The organism is Leifsonia sp. Leaf264 (assembly GCF_001422325.1).
Lineage (GTDB): Bacteria > Actinomycetota > Actinomycetes > Actinomycetales > Microbacteriaceae > Orlajensenia.
This window is the reverse complement of record NZ_LMMR01000006.1, coordinates 342,137-367,307: the sequence shown is the minus strand read 5'-3', so window position 1 is coordinate 367,307 and position 25,171 is coordinate 342,137. Positions and strand designations below refer to the sequence as shown.

General features: G+C 70.6%; 21 protein-coding genes. 13 read left to right on the top strand and 8 right to left on the bottom strand.

Annotated features, from left to right (window positions below; all coding sequences use genetic code 11):
• Positions 1-6 precede the first annotated feature (6 nt).
• Positions 7-861: a 3-hydroxyacyl-CoA dehydrogenase gene (locus tag ASF30_RS14825; protein ID WP_055908187.1), complete on the top strand. Its 855-nt coding sequence runs from the start codon at positions 7-9 to the stop codon at positions 859-861.
• A gap of 101 nt (positions 862-962) precedes the next feature.
• Here ASF30_RS14825 and ASF30_RS14820 read toward each other — a convergent pair whose 3' ends face one another.
• The gene (locus tag ASF30_RS14820; RefSeq protein ID WP_055908184.1) at positions 963-1,772 is read right to left on the bottom strand and encodes a hypothetical protein; all 810 of its coding nucleotides are present in this window, start codon (positions 1,770-1,772) and stop codon (positions 963-965) included.
• 207 nt (positions 1,773-1,979) lie between these two features.
• Here ASF30_RS14820 and ASF30_RS14815 point away from each other — a divergent pair, with 207 nt between their 5' ends.
• Positions 1,980-3,389, top strand: coding sequence for a pyridoxal phosphate-dependent decarboxylase family protein (locus ASF30_RS14815; protein WP_055908181.1), 1,410 nt, complete (start codon positions 1,980-1,982; stop codon positions 3,387-3,389).
• A 6-nt stretch (positions 3,390-3,395) separates the two neighbouring features.
• Here the strand turns inward: ASF30_RS14815 and ASF30_RS14810 are convergent, their stop codons facing one another.
• The 3 genes from ASF30_RS14810 to ASF30_RS14800 all read right to left on the bottom strand — a co-directional run bounded on the left by ASF30_RS14810 (position 3,396) and on the right by ASF30_RS14800 (position 6,289).
• Complete coding sequence (locus tag ASF30_RS14810; RefSeq protein ID WP_055908178.1) at positions 3,396-3,800, bottom strand: hypothetical protein; 405 nt, start codon at positions 3,798-3,800, stop codon at positions 3,396-3,398.
• A gap of 198 nt (positions 3,801-3,998) precedes the next feature.
• Positions 3,999-4,826: a nuclease-related domain-containing protein gene (locus ASF30_RS14805; RefSeq protein ID WP_055908175.1), complete on the bottom strand. Its 828-nt coding sequence runs from the start codon at positions 4,824-4,826 to the stop codon at positions 3,999-4,001.
• Between the two features lie 104 nt (positions 4,827-4,930).
• Complete coding sequence (locus tag ASF30_RS14800) at positions 4,931-6,289, bottom strand: GNAT family N-acetyltransferase (RefSeq protein WP_055908172.1); 1,359 nt, start codon at positions 6,287-6,289, stop codon at positions 4,931-4,933.
• Positions 6,290-6,463: 174 nt separating this feature from the next.
• Between ASF30_RS14800 and metH the strand changes: the two genes are divergently transcribed.
• Positions 6,464-10,063 carry a methionine synthase gene (metH, locus tag ASF30_RS14795; protein ID WP_200918465.1) on the top strand — a complete coding sequence of 1,200 codons (3,600 nt, stop codon included), beginning with the start codon at positions 6,464-6,466 and terminating at the stop codon, positions 10,061-10,063.
• Here metH and ASF30_RS14790 read toward each other — a convergent pair.
• The 4 genes from ASF30_RS14790 to msrB form a co-directional block, all read right to left on the bottom strand.
• Positions 9,951-13,106, bottom strand: a complete 3,156-nt coding sequence (locus ASF30_RS14790; protein WP_055908169.1) for an ATP-binding cassette domain-containing protein — start codon at positions 13,104-13,106, stop codon at positions 9,951-9,953. The two genes, metH and ASF30_RS14790, sit on opposite strands and share 113 nt — an antisense overlap.
• A gap of 59 nt (positions 13,107-13,165) precedes the next feature.
• Positions 13,166-13,723 (bottom strand): hypothetical protein, encoded by a 558-nt coding sequence (locus ASF30_RS14785; RefSeq protein ID WP_055908164.1) that lies wholly within the window; start codon positions 13,721-13,723, stop codon positions 13,166-13,168.
• Positions 13,724-13,853: 130 nt separating this feature from the next.
• Positions 13,854-14,384: a peptide-methionine (S)-S-oxide reductase MsrA gene (gene msrA / locus ASF30_RS14780; protein WP_055908162.1), complete on the bottom strand. Its 531-nt coding sequence runs from the start codon at positions 14,382-14,384 to the stop codon at positions 13,854-13,856.
• Positions 14,381-14,869, bottom strand: coding sequence for a peptide-methionine (R)-S-oxide reductase MsrB (gene msrB, locus ASF30_RS14775; protein ID WP_055908159.1), 489 nt, complete (start codon positions 14,867-14,869; stop codon positions 14,381-14,383). Before msrB ends, msrA begins: the two co-directional genes overlap by 4 nt.
• 341 nt (positions 14,870-15,210) lie before the next feature.
• Here msrB and ASF30_RS14770 point away from each other — a divergent pair, with 341 nt between their 5' ends.
• The 10 genes from ASF30_RS14770 to ASF30_RS14725 all read left to right on the top strand — a co-directional run bounded on the left by ASF30_RS14770 (position 15,211) and on the right by ASF30_RS14725 (position 25,171).
• Positions 15,211-16,005, top strand: coding sequence for an SDR family oxidoreductase (locus ASF30_RS14770; protein ID WP_055908156.1), 795 nt, complete (start codon positions 15,211-15,213; stop codon positions 16,003-16,005).
• Between the two features lie 26 nt (positions 16,006-16,031).
• A complete protein-coding gene (locus ASF30_RS14765) occupies positions 16,032-16,652 on the top strand; it encodes a TetR/AcrR family transcriptional regulator (protein ID WP_055908154.1) in 621 nt (206 codons plus the stop codon).
• Complete coding sequence (locus tag ASF30_RS14760) at positions 16,645-17,691, top strand: NADPH:quinone oxidoreductase family protein (protein WP_235480344.1); 1,047 nt, start codon at positions 16,645-16,647, stop codon at positions 17,689-17,691. The genes ASF30_RS14765 and ASF30_RS14760 overlap by 8 nt, the downstream gene beginning before the upstream one ends.
• Positions 17,688-18,422 (top strand): glucose 1-dehydrogenase, encoded by a 735-nt coding sequence (locus tag ASF30_RS14755; RefSeq protein WP_055908151.1) that lies wholly within the window; start codon positions 17,688-17,690, stop codon positions 18,420-18,422. The genes ASF30_RS14760 and ASF30_RS14755 overlap by 4 nt, the downstream gene beginning before the upstream one ends.
• Positions 18,423-18,496: 74 nt before the next feature.
• The gene (locus tag ASF30_RS14750; protein WP_055908148.1) at positions 18,497-20,572 is read left to right on the top strand and encodes a PQQ-dependent sugar dehydrogenase; all 2,076 of its coding nucleotides are present in this window, start codon (positions 18,497-18,499) and stop codon (positions 20,570-20,572) included.
• 141 nt (positions 20,573-20,713) lie between these two features.
• The gene (locus ASF30_RS14745) at positions 20,714-21,268 is read left to right on the top strand and encodes a hypothetical protein (protein WP_055908145.1); all 555 of its coding nucleotides are present in this window, start codon (positions 20,714-20,716) and stop codon (positions 21,266-21,268) included.
• A 414-nt stretch (positions 21,269-21,682) separates the two neighbouring features.
• Entirely contained in the window at positions 21,683-22,432 is a 750-nt protein-coding gene (locus ASF30_RS14740) for an ABC transporter ATP-binding protein (RefSeq protein ID WP_055908142.1), read from the top strand.
• On the top strand, positions 22,429-23,145 hold the full coding sequence (locus tag ASF30_RS14735; RefSeq protein ID WP_055908139.1) for an ABC transporter ATP-binding protein: 717 nt from the start codon (positions 22,429-22,431) through the stop codon (positions 23,143-23,145). Before ASF30_RS14740 ends, ASF30_RS14735 begins: the two co-directional genes overlap by 4 nt.
• 2 nt (positions 23,146-23,147) lie before the next feature.
• Positions 23,148-24,026 (top strand): branched-chain amino acid ABC transporter permease, encoded by an 879-nt coding sequence (locus tag ASF30_RS14730; RefSeq protein ID WP_055908137.1) that lies wholly within the window; start codon positions 23,148-23,150, stop codon positions 24,024-24,026.
• Entirely contained in the window at positions 24,023-25,171 is a 1,149-nt protein-coding gene (locus ASF30_RS14725) for a branched-chain amino acid ABC transporter permease (RefSeq protein WP_082467839.1), read from the top strand. Before ASF30_RS14730 ends, ASF30_RS14725 begins: the two co-directional genes overlap by 4 nt.

Genomic DNA, 25,171 nt, shown 5'->3' with positions numbered 1-25,171 from the left:
GAAGCAATGTCAGAACTGACGAAGATCACCGTGCTCGGAACCGGCGTGCTCGGGTCGCAGATCGCCTACCAGACCGCGTTCCACGGATTCGAGGTGGTCGCGTACGACATCAGCAACGAGGTGCTCGAGCAGGCCAAGGCGCGATTCGCCGGCCTCGCCGCGACGTACACCAAGGAGGTGGCGGGAGCCGCGGACGGCAAGGCCGACGAGGCGCTGGCCCGCATCCGTCTCTCAGCCGATCTGGCCGATGCCGTGACGGATGCCGACCTCGTGATCGAGGCGATCCCCGAGAACCTGTCGCTCAAGCGCGACACCTACACGAAGCTCGCGGCCCTCGCCCCCGAGCGCACCATCTTCGCGACGAACTCGTCGACCCTGCTGCCCAGCGACCTCTCGGGCTTCACCGGACGCCCCGATCGCTTCCTGGCGCTGCACTTCGCGAACCACGTGTGGGTGCAGAACACCGCCGAGATCATGGGAACGCCGGCGACGGACCCCGCCGTCTTCCAGACCGTCGTCGACTTCGCATCGGCGATCGGCATGGTGCCGATCGAGATCCGCAAGGAGAAGGCCGGCTACCTGTTGAACTCGCTGCTGGTTCCGTTCCTGGATGCTGCCGGCGAGCTCGTGGTGGGCGGCTACGCCGACCCCGAGACCATCGACAAGACTTGGCGCATCGGCACCGGGGCGCCGCTCGGCCCGTTCCAGATCTACGACATCGTCGGCCTGACCACGGCCTACAACATCTCCTCGCACGGCGGCCCGAAGCAGCAGGCCTTCGCCGCGTACCTCAAGGAGAACTACATCGACCAGGGCAAGCTCGGCACCTCGACGGGCGAGGGGTTCTACTCCTACAAGTAGGGCACCTGCGAGTCTGCAGGATGAGACGGGTCATGGGCGCGCTATGCGCCCGTATCCCGTCTCATCCTGCAAACGGCCCCTGATCAGCGGGATCGTGCGACTCAGCGGAGGTGCTCGCTGAACCACTCCACCGCGAGGGCGTCGTAGGCAGCTGCCGCCTCGGTCTGCGGAGCCGGCTCGATGCCGGGCTCCTCGGCCAGCGCGTGCGCGACGCTCTCCATGAGCTGCAGGTCGGCTCCCGTGGCGACGGCGAACAGGCGGGCCGGCCCCACGAAGGCCGGTTCGTCGTCGAGTCCGACGATGACGCGGAGGGCGGCATCCGTCGCCGTGATCTCCTCGGCTCGGGCGACGAAGTCCATCTCGGCTGCGACCCGCCTGGACTCCGGATGCCACGCGTAGGCGTCGCCGCCGAAGAACTCGGCCATCGCATCGATGTTCGGAGCGAGCTGGAGCATCGGGCTCACGAACACCGCGGCCGAGGCACCCGAGGTGCCGCTCGCGAGCACGCCGGCGGCGACCGCGGATCCGGCGGAGCCGCCCAGCAGGCCGACCGCCGCATCGGGCGACACATCGAAGCGCTCGCACAGCTCGGCGAAGGCGGCAGGGAACTCGGCGACGGCACCCTCGAGGATGGGCGCGAACAACCGCATCACGGCGTCGTCGCCGGCGAGACGCATGATCTCGTCGAAGCCGCCATCCGGCATGCGATCGCCGCTCAGCGGAAGGCCGAGGTAGAGCACCGTCGCATCGAGTCCGGCCAGGGGCAGTGCCGCCGCGAAGGCTGCGGGCGTGCGCGGCGGATCGAGCAGGTGCCACGCCGCGATGACGGGAGCCCCCGTCGTCGAGGTCGCGCGGGCGACGAACGGGACTCCGGTCGACGTCGTACCGGAGATCAGCTCTGATTCGGTCATGACCTCACGCTAGCCCGGGCGTCCGACACGCACGACAGCGGCCTGCGCGGTGCGTGCGCGACGGGAACGCGGCGATTTCCTGCACCTCCGCACCCGAACGCGCGCGAAGGTCCCGCTCCAGTCAGCAACACTGCGCGCCGTATCGGATTCACTGGTCTGAGCCCAGCTGTACTCCCGGAGACGGCGGCTGAACGCAAGGATGTACCCATGAACGCAGCACGCGGAACGACACCTGCCGCCGGAACCCAGACCACCCGCATGCACGAGGTCTCGAAGGAGACCTCCGACATCGTCGACGTGGTTCTCGAGTACTCCCGTCGCCGCATCCTGAGCTCGGACACTCCGCTCGACAAGCCGCTCAGCGCCGTCGAGCTCGACCGACTCGCCGGCCGATCGATCGACGAGAACGGCATCGGCGCCACCCGCGCGCTCGCCCTGTTCGAGCACGTGCTCGCCCCGGCATGCATCACGACGGATCATCCGCAGTACCTCTCCTTCATCCCGTCGGCGCCCACGAAGGCGGCGATCTCCTTCGACCTCGTCGTGTCGGCGAGCGCGCTCTACGGCGGATCGTGGCTCGAGGGTGCTGGCGCCGTGTTCGCCGAGAACGAGGCCCTCGGATGGCTCGCCCGCGAGTTCGGCCTGCCCGAGACCTCGGGCGGCGTCTTCGTGCAGGGCGGAACCCTCGGCAACCTGTCTGCGCTCGTCGCGGCCAGGGAGCGCGCCCGCCTGCGTGTCACCGAGAGCGGCGAGGAGCAGCCGCGACGCTGGGTGATCGTGTGCAGCGCCGAGGCCCACTCGTCGATCGCCTCGGCGGCCCGCGTCATGGACGTCGAGGTCGTTCCCGTCGCCCCGCGGGCCGACGGCGTGCTCACGGGCGAGAGCGTGCGGGGAGCCCTCGTGGAGCACGGGGCATCCGTCTTCGCCGTCGTGGCCACGGGTGGATCGACCAACTTCGGCGTCGTCGACGACATCGCCTCGATCGCCGCCCTCAAGGACGACTTCGAGTTCTGGCTGCACGTCGACGGCGCCTACGGCCTCGCCGCGATGCTGTCGCCGTTGGCCCGGCACAGGTTCGCCGGCGTCGAGCACGCCGACTCGGTGATCGTCGACCCGCACAAGTGGCTGTTCGCCCCGTTCGACGCCTGTGCGCTCATCTACCGCGACCCCGAGACCGGTCGGCGGGCGCACACGCAGCACGCCGAGTACCTCGACACCCTCACCGAGACCAGCGACTGGAGCCCGTCGGACTACGCCGCGCACCTCACCCGCCGCGCGCGCGGACTTCCGCTCTGGTTCTCGCTGGCGACCTACGGCGGCCAGGCGTACCGCGACGCCGTGACGCACTCCATCCAGCTGGCCCTCGACATCGCCGCCGAGATCGAGAAGCGGCCCGGCCTCTCGCTGGTGCGCGACCCGCAGCTCTCCGTCGTGGTCTTCGAGCGCGACGGATGGGCCAAGGCCGACTACGACCGGTGGTCGGCGCGCCTGCTGAACGAGCAGCACGCCTTCGTGACGCCGTCGTCGCATGCCGGTCGCCCGAACGCGCGCTTCGCGATCATCAACCCGCTGACGACGTTCGAGCACCTGATCGGCATCCTCGACACGATGGAGTGAGTCGGCTCAGGCAGCGGTCGGGGCCAGGCGCAGCAGCCTGAACTCCTCGCGGTTCAGCAGCCGCAGAATCGCCGCGCGCGGGCCGCCGAATGCCCGCAGGCCGGCATCCGTCGCGTAGGGCTCGATCGAGCCGATGCTGTACTCGCGACCGCCGGAGATGATGACGCAGGAGCCGGCGGCCACGATGTTGCGGTACCAGTTGACGCCGTCGCCGTAGGTGAGCTCGGCGACGAAGCCGTTGGGCACACGCGCCAGGATGAGCGGAGTCTCGAAGGTGCGTCCGCTGGAGCGGCCCACGTGGCGCACGAGCGAGAACGGACCGTGACCCCAGCGGGCGAGCCTGAGGGTGAGCCTGTTGAGGGTGTTCTTCAGCACCCAGAGGAATCCGCGCTTCACCCGCCCCGTCGCCATGGAGCCAGCCTCGCATCTCGCGGGCGTGCGCGTCGAGGGTGTCGGCGGGTGCGTTCACAGGATGAGCGGTGTGTTCACAGGACAGGAGGTGCGTTTGCAGGATGAGACCGCCGATGGGTGCTGTGGAGCACCCAAGGCGGCCGTGGTCCTGTAAACGTGAGGTGCAGGGCTCGGCGGGCCGGCGCTGGTCGGCCCTGCTCAGCCGAACATCAGGGCGAGCGCTGGCGTCAGCTGCGTGACGGCGACAGCCCCGATGGCGACGGCCCCGGCACCGACCCAGATGGCGCGCACATCGCGAGCGGTGCGCACCTCCTGCTGCAGGGTGGCGAACTGGTCGAGGTTCGCGTGGGCGAGCGCCTCGGCGCCGTTCTCGTGCCAGGTCGACGGATGCTCCGCCGCCGCGACGACGGGCGCTGTCGCGAGAGCCGGTGTGCGGCGCCGGCGCTTCAGCCAGCGCACGAGTTGGGTGTCGGCCAGCACCATCACGTCGCTCGGCAGCTCCTTGACCGTGATGGACTTCGCGCCGACGACGGCGATGACGGGGCGCACCACCACGTCCATCCCGGTGGCGGCGCTGAGCAGGCGCGTGGCCCGTTCGGCCTCGTGCCGGGAGTTGCGCAGGTGATCGGTCGGCTGGCCGTTCACCAGGAGCTTCCGTGCCCCGACCCACACGCGGGCGTCGTCGTGGTGCTTGGTGTTGATCGTGTAGACGCCGGACGGGCCGATGACGATGTGGTCGATGTCGCTCTCACCGCGGCCGACGGGCACGGAGTGCAGCACCGTCCACCCCGACCCGAGTTGCTTGAGGCGGCCCGCGACGGCGAGTTCGCCCAGTGCTCCGAGGTACCAGCTGCGGGACTCCTCCGACAGTGGACTGCGTCCGAAGACTCTGGCGAGACGACCGCGGTCGGGAACCTGGGACTGCTCGGCCAGGCACCGGGTGATGACGGAGGCTCCGGCCGCGCGACTGCGCAGGGAGGTCGCTGCGTTGCGTGCAGGGCCGACCTCGGGGGAGAGAGCCGTCATCGGAGCCTTTCAGGGGTCAGACCCTTGAGGTTACGGATGCGCGCGGGCCCGCGGAAACCCCCGTTCGCGGGCGGCTGGCGGTGATTCCGCGGCAGAGACCGCGACTAGAAGACGATGCTGAGGTGCGGGGTGCGCTCGGCGGCGAACAGGCGATCGGCCAGGGCGAGGGTCTCGAGGCTCTCGGCCGCGATCAGGCCGGCAGCGGCGAGCACCGTGGGGCGGATGCCGCCCAGGAGGATCGCGCCGAGCTGGTTGACCGCGAGGGTGAGCGTGGCGGTGGCCTCGGTGGTGGCGCCGGTGGCGCCGGCCGCGCCGGTGCCGGCATCCGGAACTGACGTCACCCGCGTCACCGACGCCGATCCGTCGGCGCCGACCTCGAGGCTGAAGCGGCCGCCCGCGAAGCCGAGGGCGTCGGTCACCTCGAGCTCGAGCCGGCCGGCGGCGCCGAAGCGCCGGCTCTCGAGCGCTGCGATGGGATCGAGCACCCGCACCCAGAGGAAGTCCTCGACCTCGCTCCATCGCACGGCGCGGGAGTCGGCCAGCAAGAGCGGCAGCGGTTCGTCGATCGACCGATGACGGGCACGGATGCTGGTCACGAGGTCGTGCTCGAGCAGGAACTTCCACAGCCCGTTGTAGGCGTCATCCGTCGCAGCAGTGAAGTGCTCGACCTCGAGCCGCACCACGTCGGGCTCCTGCTCCACGAGCCTGAACGCGACGATGCCCTGGGCGGTACCGTCGGCGTCGTCGTAGCGGGCCGTACGGATGGAGCGGCCGCGGTCGCTGTCGGGGTCGATGAGTCCGAAGTGCTGGTCGAACCTGCCGCCCCATCGGTCGATCTCACCGGGAGTGCGGCGCACGGCGCGCGCCGAGATCTCTTCGACGACAGCCCGGGCGGATGCCGCCTCGACGAAGTGCACGCGGCCCTGCGGCGTCGGTCCGGTCCATTCCACACGGCGGCGGTCGACCTCGAGCGTGGCGACCGAGGTGGCCGGAGCGTAGCCGTAGCGACTGTAGATGGTGGCCTCGCTCGCGGTGAGGATGGCCAGCGGCACTCCGGCCGCGTGGGCCGTGCGCAGTTCGCCCTCCATGAGGGCGCGCGCGATGCCGCGTCGGCGATGGGTGGCGGCGACGGTGACGGAGCTCACGGCCCAGGCCGGAGCGATCGCCGGACCCGGGACCGTGAGCTCGGCGACCCAGGTGCTGACCGTCGCGACGGGCACGGCGGCATCCGGGATCGTGTCGTCCCAGACGCCGGTGGTGCGACGGTAGGCGAGGTTGGCGAAGTTCGCGTCGATGGTGGTGTCGGAGAGGCGGCTCTCGTGGAAGCCGCGCGCATCGGCCTGGTCCCAGGCCGCGAAGGCGGCCCGGTCCGTGGTGTCGACGAGGCCGTACCGCAGGCCGCCGGCGGCGAGGGCCGCCGCGGATTCGGTGTCGACGGGAAGGAGGCGGGCGTCGGCGGTCATGTTTCGAGCCTAGCGAGAGCTTCGGCCGCCGACTCCTCGGAGCCTGAGCGGGCGGTAACAGACCCCGATGCTCCGGATGCCCGCGGATAGACTCGGCGCGTGAACGCGCCCGGAACCATCGCACCCTCGGCAGCGGCATCCGCAGCCCCCAGATTCGCCCTCGACATCGGCGCCGTGCCGCGGCCCGCGCGTTCCGAGGCGCTGCTCGAGGCACTGCGCAGCCGGGTGGTCATCGCCGACGGCGCCATGGGCACGCAGCTGCAGGAGTTCGAGCCGACCCTCGACGACTACCAGCAGCTCGAGGGCTGCAACGAGATCCTCAACGTGAGCCGTCCCGACATGATCGCGGCGATCCACGACGCCTATCTCGCCACGGGCATCGACGCCGTCGAGACCAATACCTTCGGCGCCAACTGGTCGAACCTCTCCGACTACGGCATCGACGACCGCATCCGCGAGCTCGCCCGGGAGGGTGCGCGCATCGCCCGGGAGCGGGTGGAGGCCGCTGAGAGTGAGGACGGCCGCATCCGCTGGGTGCTGGGATCGATGGGCCCCGGCACGAAGCTGCCGAGCCTCGGCCACACCACCTACGACCACCTCAAGGAGACCTTCGCCCTGCAGGCGCACGGCCTCATCGATGGCGGCGCCGACGCCTTCCTCATCGAGACCTCGCAGGACCTCCTGCAGACCAAGGCCGCCGTGAACGGCTGCAAGCAGGCGATCGTGGAGAGCGGCATCCGCCTGCCCATCTTCGTCGAGGTCACCGTCGAGACCACCGGCACCATGCTCATGGGAAGCGAGATCGGCGCAGCGCTCACGGCCCTCGAACCTCTCGGCGTCGACGCCATCGGGCTCAACTGCGCCACAGGCCCCGCCGAGATGAGCGAGCACCTGCGCCACCTGTCGAAGCACTCCACCGTGCCCGTCGTGTGCATGCCGAACGCCGGCCTGCCCGTGCTCGGCACGCACGGCGCCAGCTATCCGCTCACCCCCGTCGAACTCGCGACGGCGCATGAGCAGTTCGTGCGCGAGTTCGGCCTGTCGTTGATCGGCGGATGTTGCGGCACGACGCCGGCGCACATGCGCGCCGTCGTGGAGCGGCTGCACGGCACCGGCGCCGGCGCGACCCCGGTGGCGCCCGCCGCCCGCGTCATCGAGGAGGAGGCCGGTGTCGCCAGCCTCTACCAGCACGTCTCCTTCGACCAGGACGCCTCCTACCTCGCGATCGGGGAGCGCACCAACGCCAACGGCTCGAAGGCCTTCCGTGAGGCGATGCTGGAGGAGCGCTGGGACGACTGCGTGGAGATCGCGCGCAACCAGATCCGCGTCGGCGCGCACCTGCTCGACGTCTGCGTCGACTACGTCGGCCGCGACGGCGTGGCCGACATCCGTGAGGTGGTCTCGCGACTCGCGAGCGCGTCGACGCTGCCGCTCGTCGTCGACTCCACCGAGCCGCCCGTGCTGCGGGCCGGCATGGAGCTCATCGGCGGCCGGCCCACCGTGAACTCGGTGAACTTCGAGGACGGCGACGGCCCCACCTCGCGCTTCGGCCGCATCATGCCGCTGGTCGCCGAGCACGGCGCAGCGGTCGTGGCCCTCACCATCGACGAGGAGGGCCAGGCCCGCACCGCCGACGACAAGGTGCGGATCGCGTCCCGCCTCGTCGACACCCTCGTGGGCGAGTGGGGCATGCGGGTCGAGGACATCATCGTCGACGCCCTCACCTTCCCCATCGCCACGGGCCAGGAGGAGACCCGTCGCGACGGCATCGAGACCATCGAGGCGATCCGGCGCATCACCGCGAAGTACCCCGGCATCCACACCACCCTCGGCGTCTCGAACGTGTCGTTCGGCCTCAACCCCGCCGCGCGTTCCGTGCTGAACTCGGTGTTCCTGCACGAGGCCGTCGAGGCGGGCCTCAGCTCCGGCATCATCGACGCCGCCAAGATCGTGCCGCTGGCCTCCGTGCCCGAGGACCGCCGCAAGGTCGCCCTCGACCTGGTCTGGGATCGCCGCGAGTACGACGCCGAGGGCACCCTGGTCTATGACCCGCTGGAGAAGATGCTCGACCTGTTCGCCGGCGTCGACACCGCCGCGCTCCGCGACCAGCGCGCCCACGAGCTCGCCGCCCTGCCCGTGGGCGAGAGGCTCGAGCGTCGCATCATCGACGGCGACGCCAAGGGACTCGAGGGCGACCTCGACCTGGCCCGGGCCGACGGCATGAGCGCCCTCGGCATCGTCAACGACCACCTGCTCGAGGGCATGAAGGTCGTCGGCGAGAGGTTCGGCTCCGGTGAGATGCAGTTGCCGTTCGTGCTGCAGTCCGCCGAGGTGATGAAGGCCGCCGTCGCTCTCCTCGAACCGCATATGGAGAAGACGACCGACGCCGGCAAGGGCCGCATCGTGCTCGGCACCGTGCGCGGCGACGTGCACGACATCGGCAAGAACCTCGTCGACATCATCCTGACCAACAACGGCTACGAGGTGATCAACCTCGGCATCAAGCAGCCCATCGCCGACATCATCAAGGCGGCTGAGGAGCACGACGCCGACGTGATCGGCATGAGCGGGCTGCTGGTGAAGTCGACCGTCGTGATGAAGGAGAACCTGCTCGAGCTCAACTCCCGCGGCCTCGCCGGCCGCTGGCCCGTGCTGCTCGGCGGCGCCGCCCTCACGCGGGCCTACGTGGAAGACGACCTCGCCGGCCTGTTCGACGGCACCGTGCGCTACGCCCGCGACGCCTTCGAGGGCCTCGCGCTCATGGAGCCGCTCGTGGCCATCGCGCGCGGGGCGGATCCGGCATCCGTCGGCCTGCCCGCATTGAAGAAGCGCATCCATCGCGAGGGCAGCCTGCTCACGCTCACCGAGCCCGAGGACATGCCGACCCGGTCGGACGTGGCGACGGATGCAGCCGTTCCCGTTCCGCCGTTCTGGGGCACGCGCATCGTGCGCGGCATCGCGCTCGCCGACTACGCGGCGTTCCTCGACGAGCGCGCGACCTTCATGGGCCAATGGGGCCTCAAGCCCGGTCGCGGTGACGGCGCGGCCGGCTACGAGGAGCTCGTGCAGACCGAGGGGCGGCCGCGGCTGCGCTACTGGCTCGACCGCATCCTCGCCGAGGGCATGCTCGACGCCTCCGTCGCCTACGGCTACTTCCCCGTCGTGAGCGAGGGCGACGACATCGTCGTGCTGAACCACGGCGACGATCCGACGGGTGTGCTCGGGGTCCCCGGGCTGCTGGCGCCCGACGGCGGGTCGGACGGAGCTCTCGGCTCCGACCGCCTGCGCTTCCACTTCCCGCGGCAGCGCCGCGACAGGCACCTGTGCCTGGCCGACTTCGTGAAGCCGCGCTCGTCGGGCCTCGTCGACGTGATGCCCGTGCAGCTGGTGACGGCCGGCGCCCACATCGACCAGGTCACGGCGAAGCTGTTCGCCGAGAACAAGTACCGCGACTACATGGAGCTGAACGGCCTCGTCATGCAGCTCACGGAGTCCCTCGCCGAGTTCTGGCACGGCCGCATCAGGTCGGAGCTGGGCTTCGCGGCCGAGGACCCGAACGACGTCGCCGGCCTTTTCAAGCTCGAGTACCGCGGTGCGCGCTTCTCGCTCGGCTACCCCGCCTGCCCCGACATGGAGGACCGCCGCAAGGTGGTCGAACTGCTCAAGCCCGAGCGGATGGGCGTGGAGCTGTCGGAGGAGCTGCAGCTGCATCCGGAGCAGTCGACCGACGCGTTCGTGTTCCACCACCCCGAGGCGAAGTACTTCTCGGTGTGAGTGTTCCGATGGCAGAGGGACCGCGAAGCGGCCCCGAAGCAGAGGAACCACTCGGGAGCTTGGCACGCCGCAGCGCGGCGAGCACGGCAGGTCCCGCCACGACGATGCCGACCACACTGGTGACGGCGCGCAGGGTGTCCCAGGTGAGCGTCGACGTCACGAGCGAGTAGAGCAGGAACGAGCTCGCGTTCTGCGCGACGGATGCCCCGGGAACATAGGCGATGTCGGATGCCGTCCCGACGGCGAACGGCCAGAACCACAGGTTCATCACGAGGCCGAAGGCGTAGGACGCGACGGCTCCGTAGACGGCGAGCACGGTGATCTCGAGCGCGCGGCCGTGTCGACGCATCCGGGCTCGCTGCATCCGGAACCGGGGGAGGAGTCCGGCGCCGGCGCCGACCCAGCCGCAGGCGAACATCTGGAACGGCGTCCACGGGCCGAAGCCGCCCCACATCGTCGACGAGAGCGCGATGGTGAGCACGCCGAGCAGGAAACCGAAGCGGGCGCCGAACGCACGTCCCGCGAGGATGAGCAGCACGAAGAGGGCCTCGACGCCGCCGACGCCGGTGCTGGCTATGCGCACGGCGGCACCGATGGCCGTCAGGGTGCCGAGCATGGCGAGGGTCTTGGCCGAACGCACAGCGCCGTCGAGCGCCAGGGCGACGGCGACGAGGACGAACGGCAGCAGCGCTATCGCGGCGAACGGGGCTGCCGCCTGCGCCTGCGCGGGCAGCGCCGGGACGAGCAGCGGCCAGGCGAACGCGGCGGCCGCGACGAGCGATCCGGCGACGAGGACGAATGACTGCCAGCGGGGGCTCGCGCTCGCAGCCGCCCTCGTGCTGCCGCTCCGGCTCGCGCTCGGTCGTCGGGTCCTGCCCGCAGTCGCGCTTGGCTGGCCGCTCGCCTTGAGGCGTCCCCTTTCGCTCGCAGTCGCGGCCGATGGCTCCCTCCCGCTCGCAGAGGCAGTGACTGAGTCGCCGCCCTTCCCGCTCGCAGAGGCAGCGACGGAGTCGCCGCCGAAGCGGAGGGACCCGGCGCCGGCATCCTCGGCTTCAGCGCGCTCGCTGCGCTCCCGTGCTTCTGCCAGCGGATGTCCCAGCTGCCCGTCGCTCATCTCGAGCGCACGATCGGAGACCTCCGCTGCGAACGCGCGATCGTGGCTGGCGATGACGACGGCGCATCCGCTCTCCGCCGCCGTCCGCAATGCACCGGCCACCTGGTCGCGGGCGAGCTCATCGAGTCCGCGTGTCGGCTCGTCGACCAGCAGTACCCGCGGCGCTGCCGCCAGCTGGATGGCGATGGCGAGCAACCGGCGCTCCCCGGTCGAGAGATCGCGCGGATGCCGCAGCGAATGTCCGCCCGGCACCGAGCCCGACAGCGACTCGAACAGCCGCTGGGTCGTTCCGCGCTGCACGTCGGCCGAGCTGTCGGCCCGTCGGCACTCCTCGGCGACGGTGGTGGAGAACAGGAGGTCGTCGGAGGCGTCGGGCACGAGGGCGACCGACATCCGTCGCAGTCGAGCTGTTAGGTCGGCGACGTCGGCGCCGTCGATGGAGACGGTTCCGGATGCCGTCGGCAGGGCCACCGCCTGCAGCAGGCTCGACTTCCCGGCGCCGTTCGGGCCGGTGATCGCTGTGATCTCCCCGGACGCCAGCGTGAAGGAGGCGTCGATCACGGCGAGGTGGCCGGCGTGGGCGACCGAGACGCCACTGATGCGGGCGATCGTGCTGCCGGATGCCGCACTCGCGTTCGCGCCGGCCGTCGGGTTGGCAGCCGCCATGGTTTCTGCGCCGCGCTGCTGAAACTCGGATGGCGCGGCGGGGGAACTGGGGCGCGGCTCGCTGGCGGCCAGCTGACCGTCCGCGATCGACAGCACCGCGTCGGCCACGTGCGCCAGTTCGCCCACGCGGTGCTCGGCGACGATGACGCAGACGCCGGCCTCGTGCGCCAGCGTTCCGAGCAGCTCGGCGATGCGCGACCTGGCGTCGAGGTCGAGGTCGGCGAGCGGCTCGTCGACGAGCAGCAGCGTCGGCTGCTCGATGACCGCCGCCGCGATGGCGACGAGCGTCGCCTCTCCGGCCGAGAGGGCGCGGATGTCGCGGCCGACGAGATGCTCGATGCCCACGTGCCGCGCCACCTCGCGCACCCGCGCCGCCACGATGACGGGCGCGACTCCGCGCACGTCGAGGGAGAAGCCGATCTCGTCGGCCACGCTCTCGCTGGCGAAGCCGAGTCGCGGCTGTTGCAGCACGACCCCGACGAAGCCGGCGGTGTCGCGCGGAGGGACGGCCGCCCGGTCCACACCACCGATCTCGATCAGGCCACTCGCCTCGCCGCCGTCGACGTGGGTGAGCAGACCGCTCATGGCGTGCAGCAGCGAGGTCTTGCCCGACCCCGTGGGCCCCGCGATGACGGTGAGGGTGCCGGTGGAGAGCGCGAGGTCGATGGAGTGCAGCATCCGTCGCCCGTCGAAGCCGATGGAGACGTCGCGCAGGACCACAGGCCTGTCGCAACCGCCGTCGACAGGGCGGGTCGACGCGAAGCCGCGCACCTCCATGGTGGCGGCCACGGCGACGGCGCGTTCGACAGTGCGCTCGAAGATCGGCACCAGCAGCGAGGCGAGGCCGCGCTCGGCACGCAGGCGGCGGGCGCGGCGCACGGAGGTCACGGCATCCGTCAGCCCCGGAAAGGTCGCCCAGGCGATCACGAGGGTGCGGGCGATGCCCCGGAACGGGCCGCGCCGGGCGCCACGCGCGAAGAGGCGCGAGACGTCGACGACGGCGTTGAGAACGCCGAACGCGAGGATCACGAGCGCTATCGGCAAGGCGCTCTCGACGGCCACGACGATGCCGCCGGTGGTGATGGGGCCGAACAGGGTGACGTGGGCGAACGGCGGCGGCAACCGCACGCTCGGCAGGTCGATGAGGAGGAGGCCGGAACCTCCCAGCCCGTTGAACAGGGCCCGATACGCCAGGCGCAGCGCGATGAAGCCGACGGCGAGGATCGCCGCGGCTCGCAGCGGTGCAGCACGGAAGCGGAGCATCAGGGCCTCAGCATCGCATCATCGGGCGCGCGTCACAGCCCGGACGGGGCCGAGTGCGGTTACGCGGCGGGTGCCGCGGGCTCGTCGTTGAGGGTGAACAGCAGCTCCACCGAATCGCCGGGAGCGAGCTGCAGGGTTCCGAGGCCCTCCTGCGCGTACGCCCATTCGCCGCCCGCCGGCTTCACCCAGAGCGACCAGTAGGCGAACGCGGCCGGCATGCCCTCGCACTTCTCGACGTAATCCGTGCCGTCGGCGGCGGTGATCGGCTCGTCCTCGGACGGCACGCCGTTCACGCGGCAGACCACCTGGTCGCCGTACTCGTCGGTGCCCTCAGTGGTCACATCCGCCTGCTTCAGGGCCTCGGATGCCGCGATCGGGGCCGTCGCATCGATGCACGCCGTGGTGGACGGGTCATCGGCGGTCTCGAGGTTGCCGGCGTCGACGATGACGGCGACCCCGGTGCAGTCACCGATCGGTTCGGCGGAGGCCGACGCGGCAGGTGAGCTGGTGGTCGGCGCTGAGGAATCGGTGCCGGACCCGCTGCAGGCGCTGAGGGCGAGCAGGGCGAGTCCGGCGACGGCGGCGAGCGTGGCACGAGTGGCGAGGCGGGTCGTCATGCTCCCAGCGTAGGGGCGGCGGTGGGCGTGTTACCTCCCGCTCGGCGAGGCGGGCGGGCGGGAACGGACGAACGCCCCGCCCGATCCGAGGGGATCGAGCGGGGCGTTCGGTGTTCGTGCCTACTGCGAGCTACGCGTTCTGCTCCGCGTTGCGCTTGGGCAGCACCCAGCCCGGACGCACGAAGTGGCAGGTGTAGCCGTTGGGGTAGCGCTCCAGGTAGTCCTGGTGCTCGGGCTCGGCCTCCCAGAACGGTCCGGCCGGCGTGACCTCGGTGACGACCTTGGCCGGCCAGAGGCCCGAGGCGTCGACGTCGGCGATGGTGTCCTCGGCGACGGCGGCCTGCTCCTCGGTCAGCGGGAAGATCGCCGACCTGTAGCTGGTGCCGATGTCGTTGCCCTGGCGGTTGCGCGTGGTGGGGTCGTGGATCTGGAAGAAGAACTCCAGCTGGTCACGGTACGAGGTGACCGTCGGGTCGAAGACGATCTCGATGGCCTCGGCATGGCTGCCGTGGTTGCGGTACGTCGCGTTCGGAACGTCGCCGCCCGTGTAGCCGACGCGCGTGCTGATCACTCCGGGACGGCGGCGGATCAGATCCTCCATGCCCCAGAAGCATCCGCCCGCGAGGACGGCCGTCTCGGTGGTGGCGGGTGTCGTGGTCATGAGTTCTCCTTCGTGGTGGATGCTGCGGCGCCGTCGGCGTCGGTCTCGAACAGGCCCCGGAATTCACCGTAGCCCTGCTCCTCGAGCTCGGCGAGTGGGATGAAGCGCAGTGACGCCGAGTTCATGCAGTAGCGCAGGCCTCCGGCATCCGCGGGCCCGTCGTCGAAGACGTGTCCGAGGTGGCTGTCGGCGCCGGAGGAGCGCACCTCGACGCGCTTCATGAAGAGCGTGCGGTCGGTGTGCTCGGTGACGACGTCAGGGCTGATCGGCTTGGTGAAGCTCGGCCATCCGGATCGCGAGTCGTACTTGTCGATCGAGGTGAACAGCGGCTGGCCCGAGACGACGTCGACGTAGAGCCCGGCGTCGTGGTTGTTCCAGTACTCGTTGCGGAAGGCGGGCTCTGTGCCCTCGTCCTGCGTGACCTTGTACTGGTTGGGGGTGAGGCGGGCGAGGGCCTCGGGAGTCTTGCGGTAGTCCTGTGACACGTGCTCCTCCTTCTGCTGGCGACGCTGGCTGCGGCGCCCGACACCTATGTATTTCGGTGCCACCTAGGAGAACGGATGCCGCGGGCCTGCTGTTCCGCCGGGGCTGGGAGCGCGCTGTGAGTTGTGGGACGTCGGCGCCGATGAGCGCCGAGTCTGCAGGATGAGACGGGACATGGGCGCATATCGCGGCCATGTCGAGCGTGGTCCTGCGAACTCACGGAACGACGAGGCGGAGTGCACGCAGTGTTACGCTCGGGTGGGACAAACCGTCTGGTCGGTCTGTAGCATGATGGCGAACGGATGCCAGGCAGCAGCGTACGCGCGTACTCGAAGGGGAGCACATGCAGAGGTTCGACGGCCGGGTGGCTCTGATCACCGGCGGCAGCAGGGGCATCGGGCTCGCCATAGCGAAGCGGCTGGTGAGCGAGGGCGCGCAGGTCGTCATCACCGGGCGCAAGCAGGAGTCGCTGGACGCGGCGCTCGCCGAGCTGAACGCGATCGGCGGCGCTGCCACGGACAGTGCCACGAACAGTGCCACGAGCAGGGCCACGAACAGGGCCACCGCCGTGGCCGGCAAGGCCGACGACCCCGAGCACCGCGCCGCCGTGTTCGCGCACATCGCCAAGCAGCACGGCCGCCTCGACCACCTGGTGAACAACGCCGGCATCAACCCGGCCTACGGGCCCGCGCTCGAGATCGAGGCGTCGATCGTGCGCAAGATCCTCGAGGTGAACGTCGTCGCCGCCCTCGAGTGGACCCGCGACGCCGTCGGCGCCGGGCTCAGCACCTCCATCGTCAACCTGTCGTCGATCTCGGCGCTGTCCGCCGCTCCCGGCATAGCGTTCTACGGCGTCTCCAAGGCCGCGCTGGTGAACCTCACCCTGCAGCTGGCGCACGAGTTGGCCCCGGGCATCCGCGTGAACGCCGTCGCCCCGGCCGTGATCAAGACGGCCTTCGCCCGCGCACTCTACGAGGGCCGGGAGGAGCAGGTGGCCGCCGAGTACCCGCTGCAGCGCCTCGGCGTACCCGACGACGTCGCCGGCCCTGTCGCGTTCCTGCTCTCCGAGGACGCAGCGTGGATCACCGGCCAGACGATCGTGATCGACGGTGGCGGCAGCATCCGCCCGGTCGGATGACCCACAGAACCAGCGAGGATGAACGCATGAGAGAAACCAGTGTCGTCGACGACGTGACCCGGGCCGCCGTCGAGCTGTTCGCGGCCCAGGGCTACGCGAACACCAGCGTGCAGCAGATCGTGGAGGCCGCCGGTGTCACCAAGGGCGCGATGTACCACTACTTCCAGTCGAAGGACGACCTGCTCTTCGCCATCTACGAGCGGATGCTGTCCCTCCAGAAGGCGCACCTCGACGAGATCGTCGCGAGAGGCGGAGCCGTCGACGCCGTGCTGCGCGCGGTCTGCATCGACGTGATCGAGACCTCGATCGACTTCCTGCCGGAGGGCACGGTCTTCTTCCGCAGCCAACACATGCTTTCGCAGCCGCGCCAACAGGAGGTCACCCGCCGCCGGCGCGACTACAACGACGAGTTCAGCGCGCTCATCGAGGCCGGGCAGCAGCAGGGGCTGTATCGCACCGACGTGCCGCGGCCCGTGCTCATCGCCCACTTCTTCAGCGACCTGCACTACCTCTCGCAGTGGTACTCGCCTGAGGGTCCGGAAGGCAAGACGCTCCTCGCCGAGCAGCTCACCGAGCTGTACCTGCGGAGCATCGCGGCAACGGATGCCGCATCGGGGAGCGCGGCCACGGAGCGGGTCGATGCCTGAGCCGGCCACGATGCGCGCCTGGCAGGTCATGCGGAACGGCGAGCCGAGCGACGTGCTCGAGCTGCACGATGTTCCGGTGCCCGTGCCGGGCGCCGGCGAGGTGCTCGTGAAGGTGCGCGCCGTGGCGGTGAACTTCCCCGACGTGCTGCTCGCCCGCGGCGAGTACCAGGTGCGCCCGGAGCCACCGTTCACCCCGGGCATCGAGTTGAGCGGCGAGATCGTCGCGATCGGTGCGGCGACGGATGCCGCGACGGATGCCGCGGACCCGTCGGCAGCCGGCGCCGAGGTCGGCGCGCTGAGCGTCGGCGACAGGGTGGTCGCCACGAAGATCGGCGTGCTCGCGGAGTACGCCGTGCTGCCGGCATCCGATGTGCATCCGACTCCGCACAGCCTGAACGACGTGCAGGCGGCGGGACTCATGATCGCGTACCAGACGGCGTGGTTCGCGCTGCATCAGCGCGCGCGGCTGCAGCCCGGCGAGACCGTGCTCGTGCACGCGGCGGCCGGAGGCGTCGGGAGCGCCGCGGTGCAGCTGGCCGTCGCGGCCGGCGCCAGGGTCATCGGGGTGGTCGGCAGTGCCGGCAAGGCCGGGGTCGTTCGTGACGCCGGTGCCGAGCTCGTGATCGTGCGCGGTGACGAGGATGTCGCCGCGCTGGTGAACGAGGCCACTGGAGGACGCGGCGCCGATGTCGTGTTCGATCCGGTCGGCGGCGACAGCTTCGAGCGCTCGACCAAGTGCATCGCCTTCGAAGGGCGCATCGTGGTGGTCGGCTTCGCCGGAGGCACGGTTCCGACCGTGCGCGCGAACCACGCCCTGGTGAAGAACTACAGCGTGCTCGGGCTGCACTGGGGGCTCTACCCGGTGAAGGATCCCGGGCTCGTCGCCCGGGCTCACGCCGAACTGGTGGCGCTCGCCGACGCCGGCGCCATCTCGCCGCTGGTCGGGGGAGTCGTCGACTTCGCGGATGCGCCGACGGCCATCCAGGAGCTGGCCGGCGGGCGGACCGTCGGGCGACTCGTGGTGCGGGTGACGCCATGACGGAACTCGAGGGGCGCGTCGCGCTCGTCACCGGCGGAGCCCGCGGTCTCGGCGAGGCCTACGTGCGAGCACTGCACGCTGCCGGCGCCAGGGTCGTGATCGCCGACCTTCTGGTCGAGGAGGGCGCTGCTCTCGCCGCCGAGCTCGGCGAGCGGGCGGTGTTCCAGGCCTTGGACGTGACCGACGAAGCGGGATGGGAACGCGTCGTGGCGGCATCCGTCAGCGCCTTCGGATTCGTCGACGTGCTGGTGAACAACGCGGGCATAGCGAATGCGGCACCGATCGAGCACCTCACGCTGGCCAAGTGGAACGCCGTGATCGCCGTGAACCTCACCGGGGTGTTCCTCGGCTGCCGCGCGGTCGTGCCGCAGATGAAGGCGCAGGGCACCGGGTCGATCATCAACATCTCCTCGGTCGAGGGGATGCGGGGCTCGCCCGGACTGCACGGCTACACGGCGTCGAAGTTCGGCGTGCGCGGGCTCAGCCAGTCGCTCGCGGTCGAGCTGGGGCCGGCGGGCATCCGGGTGAACTCGGTGCATCCGGGGCTGATCCTCACCGACATGACCACGCGCATCGACCCCGCGCGGATCGACATCCCGCTCGGCAGGCCCGGGGTCCCCGATGACGTCGCCGGCACCATCGTGTTCCTGGCGAGCGACGCCTCGCGCTTCACCAGCGGCGCCGAGTTCGTGGTCGACGGCGGCATGATCGCCGGTATCCCGCACCACTGACCTCCCACCCGGAGGGGCCGCGGGGTTAGCCTGAAGGCGGTACGCGCTGGAGCGTGCCGAACAGGGGACCGATCATGAGAACCTCGCTCCGGATGCTGCTCGCCGGCATTCTCTCCATCGCCTGCGTGACCGCGCTGCTGACGCTGCCGGCCGATGCCGCGCTCGCCGCGACCGGCAAGCCCATCGTCGGAGTCGCCTCGAAGAGGTGCCTCGACATCGAGGGCGGCTCGAAGACCGCCGGCACGCAGACCGTGCTCGGCACCTGCGACGGCAAGGCCGACCAGCGCTGGTCGCGCACCGCCGCCGGGGAGTTGCGCGTCTTCGACGGCGCCCGCTGCCTGCAGGCCGGTTCCGCGGTCAGCGCAGCCGGGAGGAAGGCCGTCATAGCGAGCTGCACCGGAGCGGCGAGCCAGAAGTGGAGCTACACCTCGGCCAAGACCCTCAAGCACACGACGTCTGGATGGTGCCTCGACGTGCGCGGAGCCAAGACCGCGGCGGGGTCGCAGGTCTACCTGCACGCGTGCACCACGGGCACGAACCAGAAGTGGACCGTTCCGGCGAAGCTGCCTGACACCACTCCGCCGACAGCCCCGACGGGCCTGACGAGATCGGCGCTCACCTGCACCGCCGTCACGCTGAGCTGGACCGCATCCACGGATGCCGTCGGCGTGACGGCCTACGACCTGTACCACGACGGCCAACTCGTGAAATCAGTGGCCGGAACAGTGCGCTCGTCCTCGGTGAAGGTCGTGGCCGGCGTTCCGTGGGGCTGGTACGTGAACGCCCGGGACGCCGCCGGCAACGTCTCCCAGGCCAGCGCGACGGTGACTGTCACTCCGCCGCAGTGCAGTACCGACACCGTGGCGCCGAGCGTGCCGAAGTCGGTGGCGGCCGTGGCATCCGGAACCAGCGTGAACCTCACGTGGGCGGCGTCGACCGACAATGTGGCCGTCACCCGCTATGACGTGAGGCGCGACGGCGCGACCACCCCGGTCGGATCCGTCGGCGGCGGCGTGCTGACCTTCACCGACAGCGGGCTCGCCGTGAACCGCGCCTACTCCTACACCGTGACCGCGCGCGACGCCCAGGGCAACGCCTCGGCCCCCAGTGCGGCGGCCACCACGACGACCGGAGCCGCCTGCGGCAGTGCCATCTGCGGCGTCACCCAGGCGACCACCGACACCGACATCCCGTGGGGCCTCGTGACGCTGCCCGACGGCTCGGTGCTCTACGCCAGGCGCGACGCCCACGGCATCGTGCGCCTGGTGCCGACGACGGGCGCGAAGACGACGGTGGGCACAGTCCCCGGCGCTCAGAGCACCGACGGCGAGGGCGGCGTCATGGGTCTCGCCATTGCATCGGACTTCTCGGCCGACCCCTGGCTGTACATCATGCACACCACGGCATCCGACAACCGCATCGTACGGATGAAGTACGCCGCCGGAAAGATCGACCCGGCCTCGGTGCAGGTGCTCGTGAGTGGAATCCTCCGCAACAAGTACCACAACGGCGGTCGCCTGCGCTTCGGCCCAGACGGCATGCTCTACGCCTCGACGGGTGACGCCCAGAACGGCGACTACGCGCAGCGACTCACGGGCACGGGATCGCTGAACGGCAAGATCCTGCGGCTCACCCGCACCGGTGGCACCCCGAGTGACAATCCCTTCGGCAGCTACGTCTGGAGCTACGGCCACCGCAACCCGCAGGGCATCGCCTTCGACAGTCGCGGCAGGCTCTGGCAGCAGGAGTTCGGCAACAGCGTCATGGACGAGACGAACCTCGTCGTCAAGGGCGGCAACTACGGCTGGCCGCAGTGCGAGGGGACGTCGGGGAGCGGATGCGGCGCAGCCGGCCTGATCGCCCCGAAGATGACCTACCCCACGGCTGACGGATCCTGCAGCGGTCTTACCATCGTGCGCGACGTCGTCTACATCGCCTGCGGGCGTGGCTCGCGGTTGTACCGCGAGGTGATCAGTGGCGACAGCCTCACGGACAAGCAGCAGTTCTTCGTCGGCACATACGGACGGCTGCGCACTGTCGAGCCGACGCCTGACGGCGGACTCTGGCTTACCACGACGAACCAAGGCGACAAGGACAGCGTCGCGAACAACAGCAACGAGAAGATCCTGAAGGTGTCGCTCGGCGGGTAGGCGCTGCGCGCGACATCCTCCCGGTCGAGGCCCGCAGTCGATGCGCCGCGAACCAGACCCGCCGACAGAAATCAAGCCCTGTACCTCGGGGCCGATCAGGTCTTTTCTGAGGATGGGGACAAGTCGAGTGAGGAGTCCGAAGTGGACACGAGTATCTGGATCTGGATCGTCGTCGCTGTTGTCGTCGTGATCATCGTGGTGGTGGTCGCGCTTCTGGTGACGGCTCCGAAGCGCCGCGAGGCGAAGCTGCAGGCCGAGCGTGAGAAGGCAGCGGAACTGCGGGACAAGGCAGCCGAGCGCGACCTTGCGGCGCGTGAACGGGAGGCCACGTCAGCCCAGGCCGCCGCCGACGCGCAGCAGGCGCAAGCCGATGCCGCACAGGCCGCTGCCGCGGCTCGCCAGGCGGAGCTCGACGCCGAGCGGCTGAAGCGCGAGTCGACCGAACAGCAGCACGATGCCGCGGGTCTGCGCGCCGAGGCCGAACAGCATGCCCGTCGTGCCGACGAGGTCGACCCTGACGTGCGTGATGCCGACGTGCGGGATGCCGACGTGCCTGATGCCGACGTGCCTGACACGGCCGCTGCCCCCACCGCAGGTGACGGCGGAGCGCACAGGGCCGACGTCAGTGGAGATCCGTCGACGCGTTACGACGGCACCGCGAGCGAGCAACCCCGCGATCTCGACAACCGCGTCTGAGCGCTGCGCCGGCGCCTCGACGGCGGGCGTCCCGGGCCTCGGCGAGCGAGCCGGGGCGCCCGCCGCTGAGGCCTGCGCTCGGCCAATGCCCGCATGGCTCGCCGGGTAGTCGCGCCTCCGCCCGCTGGCAGAGGCACGGGGCGAGGCAAGCGCGCCGAAGCCGAGGGAAGCGCCGGGGGCTCCCCTTCGCCGCAGCCGCAGCCGCAGCCGCAGCCGCAGCCGCTGTGCGTCTGTGGCTTTGCGAGCGGATGAGTGAGGCAGCGCGCGGCTGAGTGTGATCTCGATACGTGGCTTCGCTGCGCTCGGGCACTACTCGATCAGCGATAAGGATGGCGGAAGCCTTGTGCAACATCGGCATACCGTCTGGTCGGTTTCTGTTGTAGGGTGTTGGCACCACGACACGAAGAGGTGCCGATGCATTCACCAACGCCCCGGCTGCGGATCAGCGGGCTCACCGTCGCCTTCGGCGGGCTCACGGCCCTCGACGACGTCTCCCTCGATGTCGCCCACGGTGAGACCGTCGCCCTCATCGGGCCCAACGGCGCCGGAAAGACCACGGTCTTCAACGCCGTCTGCGGACTCGTGCGTCGGGCCGGCGGCAGCATCGAGATCGACGGACGGCCGGCGCCGTCGGCTCCGACAGCCCTGGTCGGCCGAGGCGTCGCGCGCACGCTGCAGGGCCTGGGTCTCTTCGACTCGATGACGGTGCTCGAGAACGTGCTCGTTCCTCTCGGACCCGGCACGTCGAGCCGCGCGGGTCTGTCCCGGGCCACGGATGCGACCCTCGCCGCCACAGACCAGCTGGCCGCCCTCGGCCTCGCCGCCGACGCCGGCCGCCCCGTGGCGTCGCTGCCCTACCCCGAGCGCAAACGCGTCGCCCTCGCCCGCGCTCTCGTGACGCATCCGCAGCTCCTGCTGCTCGACGAACCTGCTGGTGGGCTCGGCTCAGACGACATCGCCGAGCTCGCGGGGGTGGTGCGCGACATCGCGGCGTCCGGATGCTCGGTGCTGCTCGTCGAGCACCACATGGACTTCGTCATGAGCCTCGCCGACAGCATCGCGGTGCTGGACTTCGGCCGCGTGATCGCGCGTGGCACACCGGCCGAGGTGCAGGCTGACCCTCGGGTCGAGGAGGCCTACCTCGGCGTGGAGCCCGCAGCATGAGCGCGCTCCTCGAGATCGACGGGATCACGGCCGGCTATGGCGGATCGCCCGTACTGCACCAGGTGCGCCTGGCGATTCCGCAGGGCGCGATCGTCGCACTCCTCGGTGCCAACGGGGCCGGCAAGACCACCCTGCTCCGCACTGTATCCGGCCTCGTCGCACCGGCCGCCGGACGCGTGATCCTCGACGGCCGCGACCTCTCCAGCGTGAGCGTCGAGGACCGCTCCCGCAGCGGACTCGCCCAGGTGTCGGAGGGGCGCAGCGTCGTCGCGGAGCTCACGGTCGACGAGAACCTGCGGCTCGGCGGGCTCTGGCGCTTCGACCGCCGCGGGCTCTCCGCCGCCGTCGACGAGATCTACGCGCTCTTCGAACCGCTGTCGCGTCGGCGGGCGGCATCCGGCCACCAACTCTCGGGCGGCGAACGGCAGATGCTCGCCCTCGGACGGGCCATCATCGCCAGGCCCCGGATGCTGCTGCTCGACGAACCGTCGCTCGGGCTGGCACCGCGTGTGGTCGCCCAGATCCTCGGCGTACTGCGATCCCTGCGCGACGACACCGGCCTCACCGTGCTGCTCGCCGAGCAGAACGTGACCAGCGCCCTCGCCATCGCCGACCACGGCGTCGTGCTCTCGCTCGGCAGCGTCGTGGCCGACCGCTCGGCGGCCGAGCTGCTCACCGATGACGCCCTCCGTCACGCCTACCTGGGGTTCTGAGAATGGACAGGCTGCTCTTCCTCCTCGCCACCGGCATCGCCCGCGGCGCGATCTTCGCGTTGTTCGCGCTCGCCCTCGTGCTCATCTGGCGGGCCGCGCGCATCGTGAACTTCTCGCAGGGCGCGATGGCCGTCGTCGCCACCTACGTGGCGTTCGCCGTGACGGCCTTCACGGGCTCGTACTGGGCGGGGCTCGCCAGCGCGCTCGTCGCCGGCGCGGTGCTCGGCTACGTCGTCGAGCGCGGGGTCATGCGCTTCGCTCCTCGCGACTCGCCCCTCTCGGGCGTGATCATCGCGATCGGCGTCGTCATGGTGCTGCAGTCGGCGCTCGGCATCGCCTTCGGCCAGCAGTACCGACCCATGGCCGCACCGTTCGACCAGAGCCCGATCATCATCGGCGGGGTGCCCGTGCTCTCGCCGTACGACGTGTTCGTGCTCGTCCTCGCCGTGGGGGTGATGGCCGGGCTCGCGCTGCTCTTCACGCGCACCTCGCTGGGCCTGCAGCTGCGCGCATCGGCTTTCGCCCCCGAGGTCTCCCGGCTGCTCGGAGTGCGGGTCTCGCGCATGCTCACCATCGGGTGGATGCTCGCCGCCGCCGTCGGAGCCCTTGCTGCCTTGTTGCTGGTGCCCACCGAGCTCGGCCTCAACCCGCACTCGGCCGACATGCTGTTCGTCTACGCGTTCACCGTCGCGGTGGTCGGCGGCCTCGACTCGCCCGTCGGCGCACTCGTCGGCGGACTGATCGTGGGCGTCGCCATCAGCCTGGTGACGGGGTACCTGGGATCGACCGTGGCCCCGATCGCCGTGCTGGTGCTGCTCGTCGCGGTGCTGCTGGTGCGGCCCGGCGGCATCTTCTCCGCACGAGAGGCACGCGTCGCATGAGTGTCGACGTCGCGACAGCGTCCAACCCGGCCGCCGCACCGGCGGCGGCATCCGGCGATCGCCTGCGACGGCCCACTCGGCGCCGCACCCGCCTGATCGGCACAGCCCTCGTGCTCACGGCGCTGGCCATCGGCGGCACCTTCCTGCTCGACCCGTACCGCAACTACCAGTTCGCCCTCGTGGCGGCCTACTTCTGCGCCACCGCAGGACTCAGCCTGCTCATCGGCCTCACCGGGCAGCTCTCGCTCGGGCACGCCGCCCTCATGGCCGTTGGCGGCTACGGTTACGCCCTCGCCTCGAATGCGCTGACGGATGCCGGCATCGACGGCGTCGCTCGCTTCGGGCTGGCGCTGCTGGCCGCTCTCGCGGCATCCGGAGTGCTCGGACTGCTGCTCGGCCTCGCCGCCGCTCGACTGCGCGGGCCCTATCTGGCCGGCGTGACGCTCGCCCTCGTCATCGCGCTGCCCGCCGTGACAGCTGTGTTCAGCGGCGTGCTCGGCGGCGACCAGGGCCTGCAGGTCGCCTATGACGATGTGCCGCCCGCCCTCGCCACGATCATCGCCGTCGAGCAGTGGCAGGCCTGGGTGGCCATCGGGGTCGCCGCCGTGGTCGTGACGGTGCTGAGCGGCATCCGCTCGGGCGTGCTGGGCTTGCGGATGCGAGCCGTGCGCGACGACGAGGTGGCCGCGCGCCTGAACGGCGTGCGCGCCGGGCGCGTGAAGGTGTTCGCATTCACGGTGAGTGCCGTGGCCGCCGGCGCCGGCGGGGCCGTGCTCTGCTTCGTGACGCAGTCGGTGAGCCCCGGCGCCTACACCCTGGCGTTCTCGCTGCTGCTCGTGGTGGCCGTCGTCATCGGCGGCCTCGGCAGCATGCTCGGGGCGTTGCTCGGCTCGATCGTGATCGTGCTTCTCCCGTGGCTCATCGGAACCGTCACCGGGGCGCTGGACCTGCCGGCCGACCTGACGCAGCGCCTCTCGGGCAACCTGCCCGTGCTGGTGTTCGGCGCGCTGCTCATCGTCGTGACGCTGCTCTGGCCCGCCGGCATCCGCGGGGCCCTGCCGACTCGGCTCACGCGACGGCGCGGCATCCCCTCCTCGACGACGTCCGTCCCAGCAGCACCACCCACCACCGAAACAGAGAGGTGA

Bases quoted from the DNA above. Each gene is read 5' to 3' on its own strand.
- ASF30_RS14730 (WP_055908137.1), top strand. From the start codon at position 23,148: ATGGACAGGCTGCTCTTCCTCCTCGCCACCGGCATCGCCCGCGGCGCG.
- ASF30_RS14765 (WP_055908154.1), top strand. From the start codon at position 16,032: ATGAGAGAAACCAGTGTCGTCGACGACGTGACCCGGGCCGCCGTCGAG.
- ASF30_RS14810 (WP_055908178.1), bottom strand. From the start codon at position 3,800: ATGGCGACGGGGCGGGTGAAGCGCGGATTCCTCTGGGTGCTGAAGAAC.
- ASF30_RS14740 (WP_055908142.1), top strand. From the start codon at position 21,683: ATGCATTCACCAACGCCCCGGCTGCGGATCAGCGGGCTCACCGTCGCC.
- ASF30_RS14750 (WP_055908148.1), top strand. From the start codon at position 18,497: ATGAGAACCTCGCTCCGGATGCTGCTCGCCGGCATTCTCTCCATCGCC.
- ASF30_RS14735 (WP_055908139.1), top strand. From the start codon at position 22,429: ATGAGCGCGCTCCTCGAGATCGACGGGATCACGGCCGGCTATGGCGGA.
- ASF30_RS14725 (WP_082467839.1), top strand. From the start codon at position 24,023: ATGAGTGTCGACGTCGCGACAGCGTCCAACCCGGCCGCCGCACCGGCG.
- ASF30_RS14770 (WP_055908156.1), top strand. From the start codon at position 15,211: ATGCAGAGGTTCGACGGCCGGGTGGCTCTGATCACCGGCGGCAGCAGG.
- ASF30_RS14755 (WP_055908151.1), top strand. From the start codon at position 17,688: ATGACGGAACTCGAGGGGCGCGTCGCGCTCGTCACCGGCGGAGCCCGC.
- ASF30_RS14760 (WP_235480344.1), top strand. From the start codon at position 16,645: ATGCCTGAGCCGGCCACGATGCGCGCCTGGCAGGTCATGCGGAACGGC.
- ASF30_RS14825 (WP_055908187.1), top strand. From the start codon at position 7: ATGTCAGAACTGACGAAGATCACCGTGCTCGGAACCGGCGTGCTCGGG.
- ASF30_RS14820 (WP_055908184.1), bottom strand. From the start codon at position 1,772: ATGACCGAATCAGAGCTGATCTCCGGTACGACGTCGACCGGAGTCCCG.
- ASF30_RS14785 (WP_055908164.1), bottom strand. From the start codon at position 13,723: ATGACGACCCGCCTCGCCACTCGTGCCACGCTCGCCGCCGTCGCCGGA.
- ASF30_RS14805 (WP_055908175.1), bottom strand. From the start codon at position 4,826: ATGACGGCTCTCTCCCCCGAGGTCGGCCCTGCACGCAACGCAGCGACC.
- ASF30_RS14815 (WP_055908181.1), top strand. From the start codon at position 1,980: ATGAACGCAGCACGCGGAACGACACCTGCCGCCGGAACCCAGACCACC.
- ASF30_RS14790 (WP_055908169.1), bottom strand. From the start codon at position 13,106: ATGCTCCGCTTCCGTGCTGCACCGCTGCGAGCCGCGGCGATCCTCGCC.
- ASF30_RS14800 (WP_055908172.1), bottom strand. From the start codon at position 6,289: ATGACCGCCGACGCCCGCCTCCTTCCCGTCGACACCGAATCCGCGGCG.
- msrA (WP_055908162.1), bottom strand. From the start codon at position 14,384: ATGACCACGACACCCGCCACCACCGAGACGGCCGTCCTCGCGGGCGGA.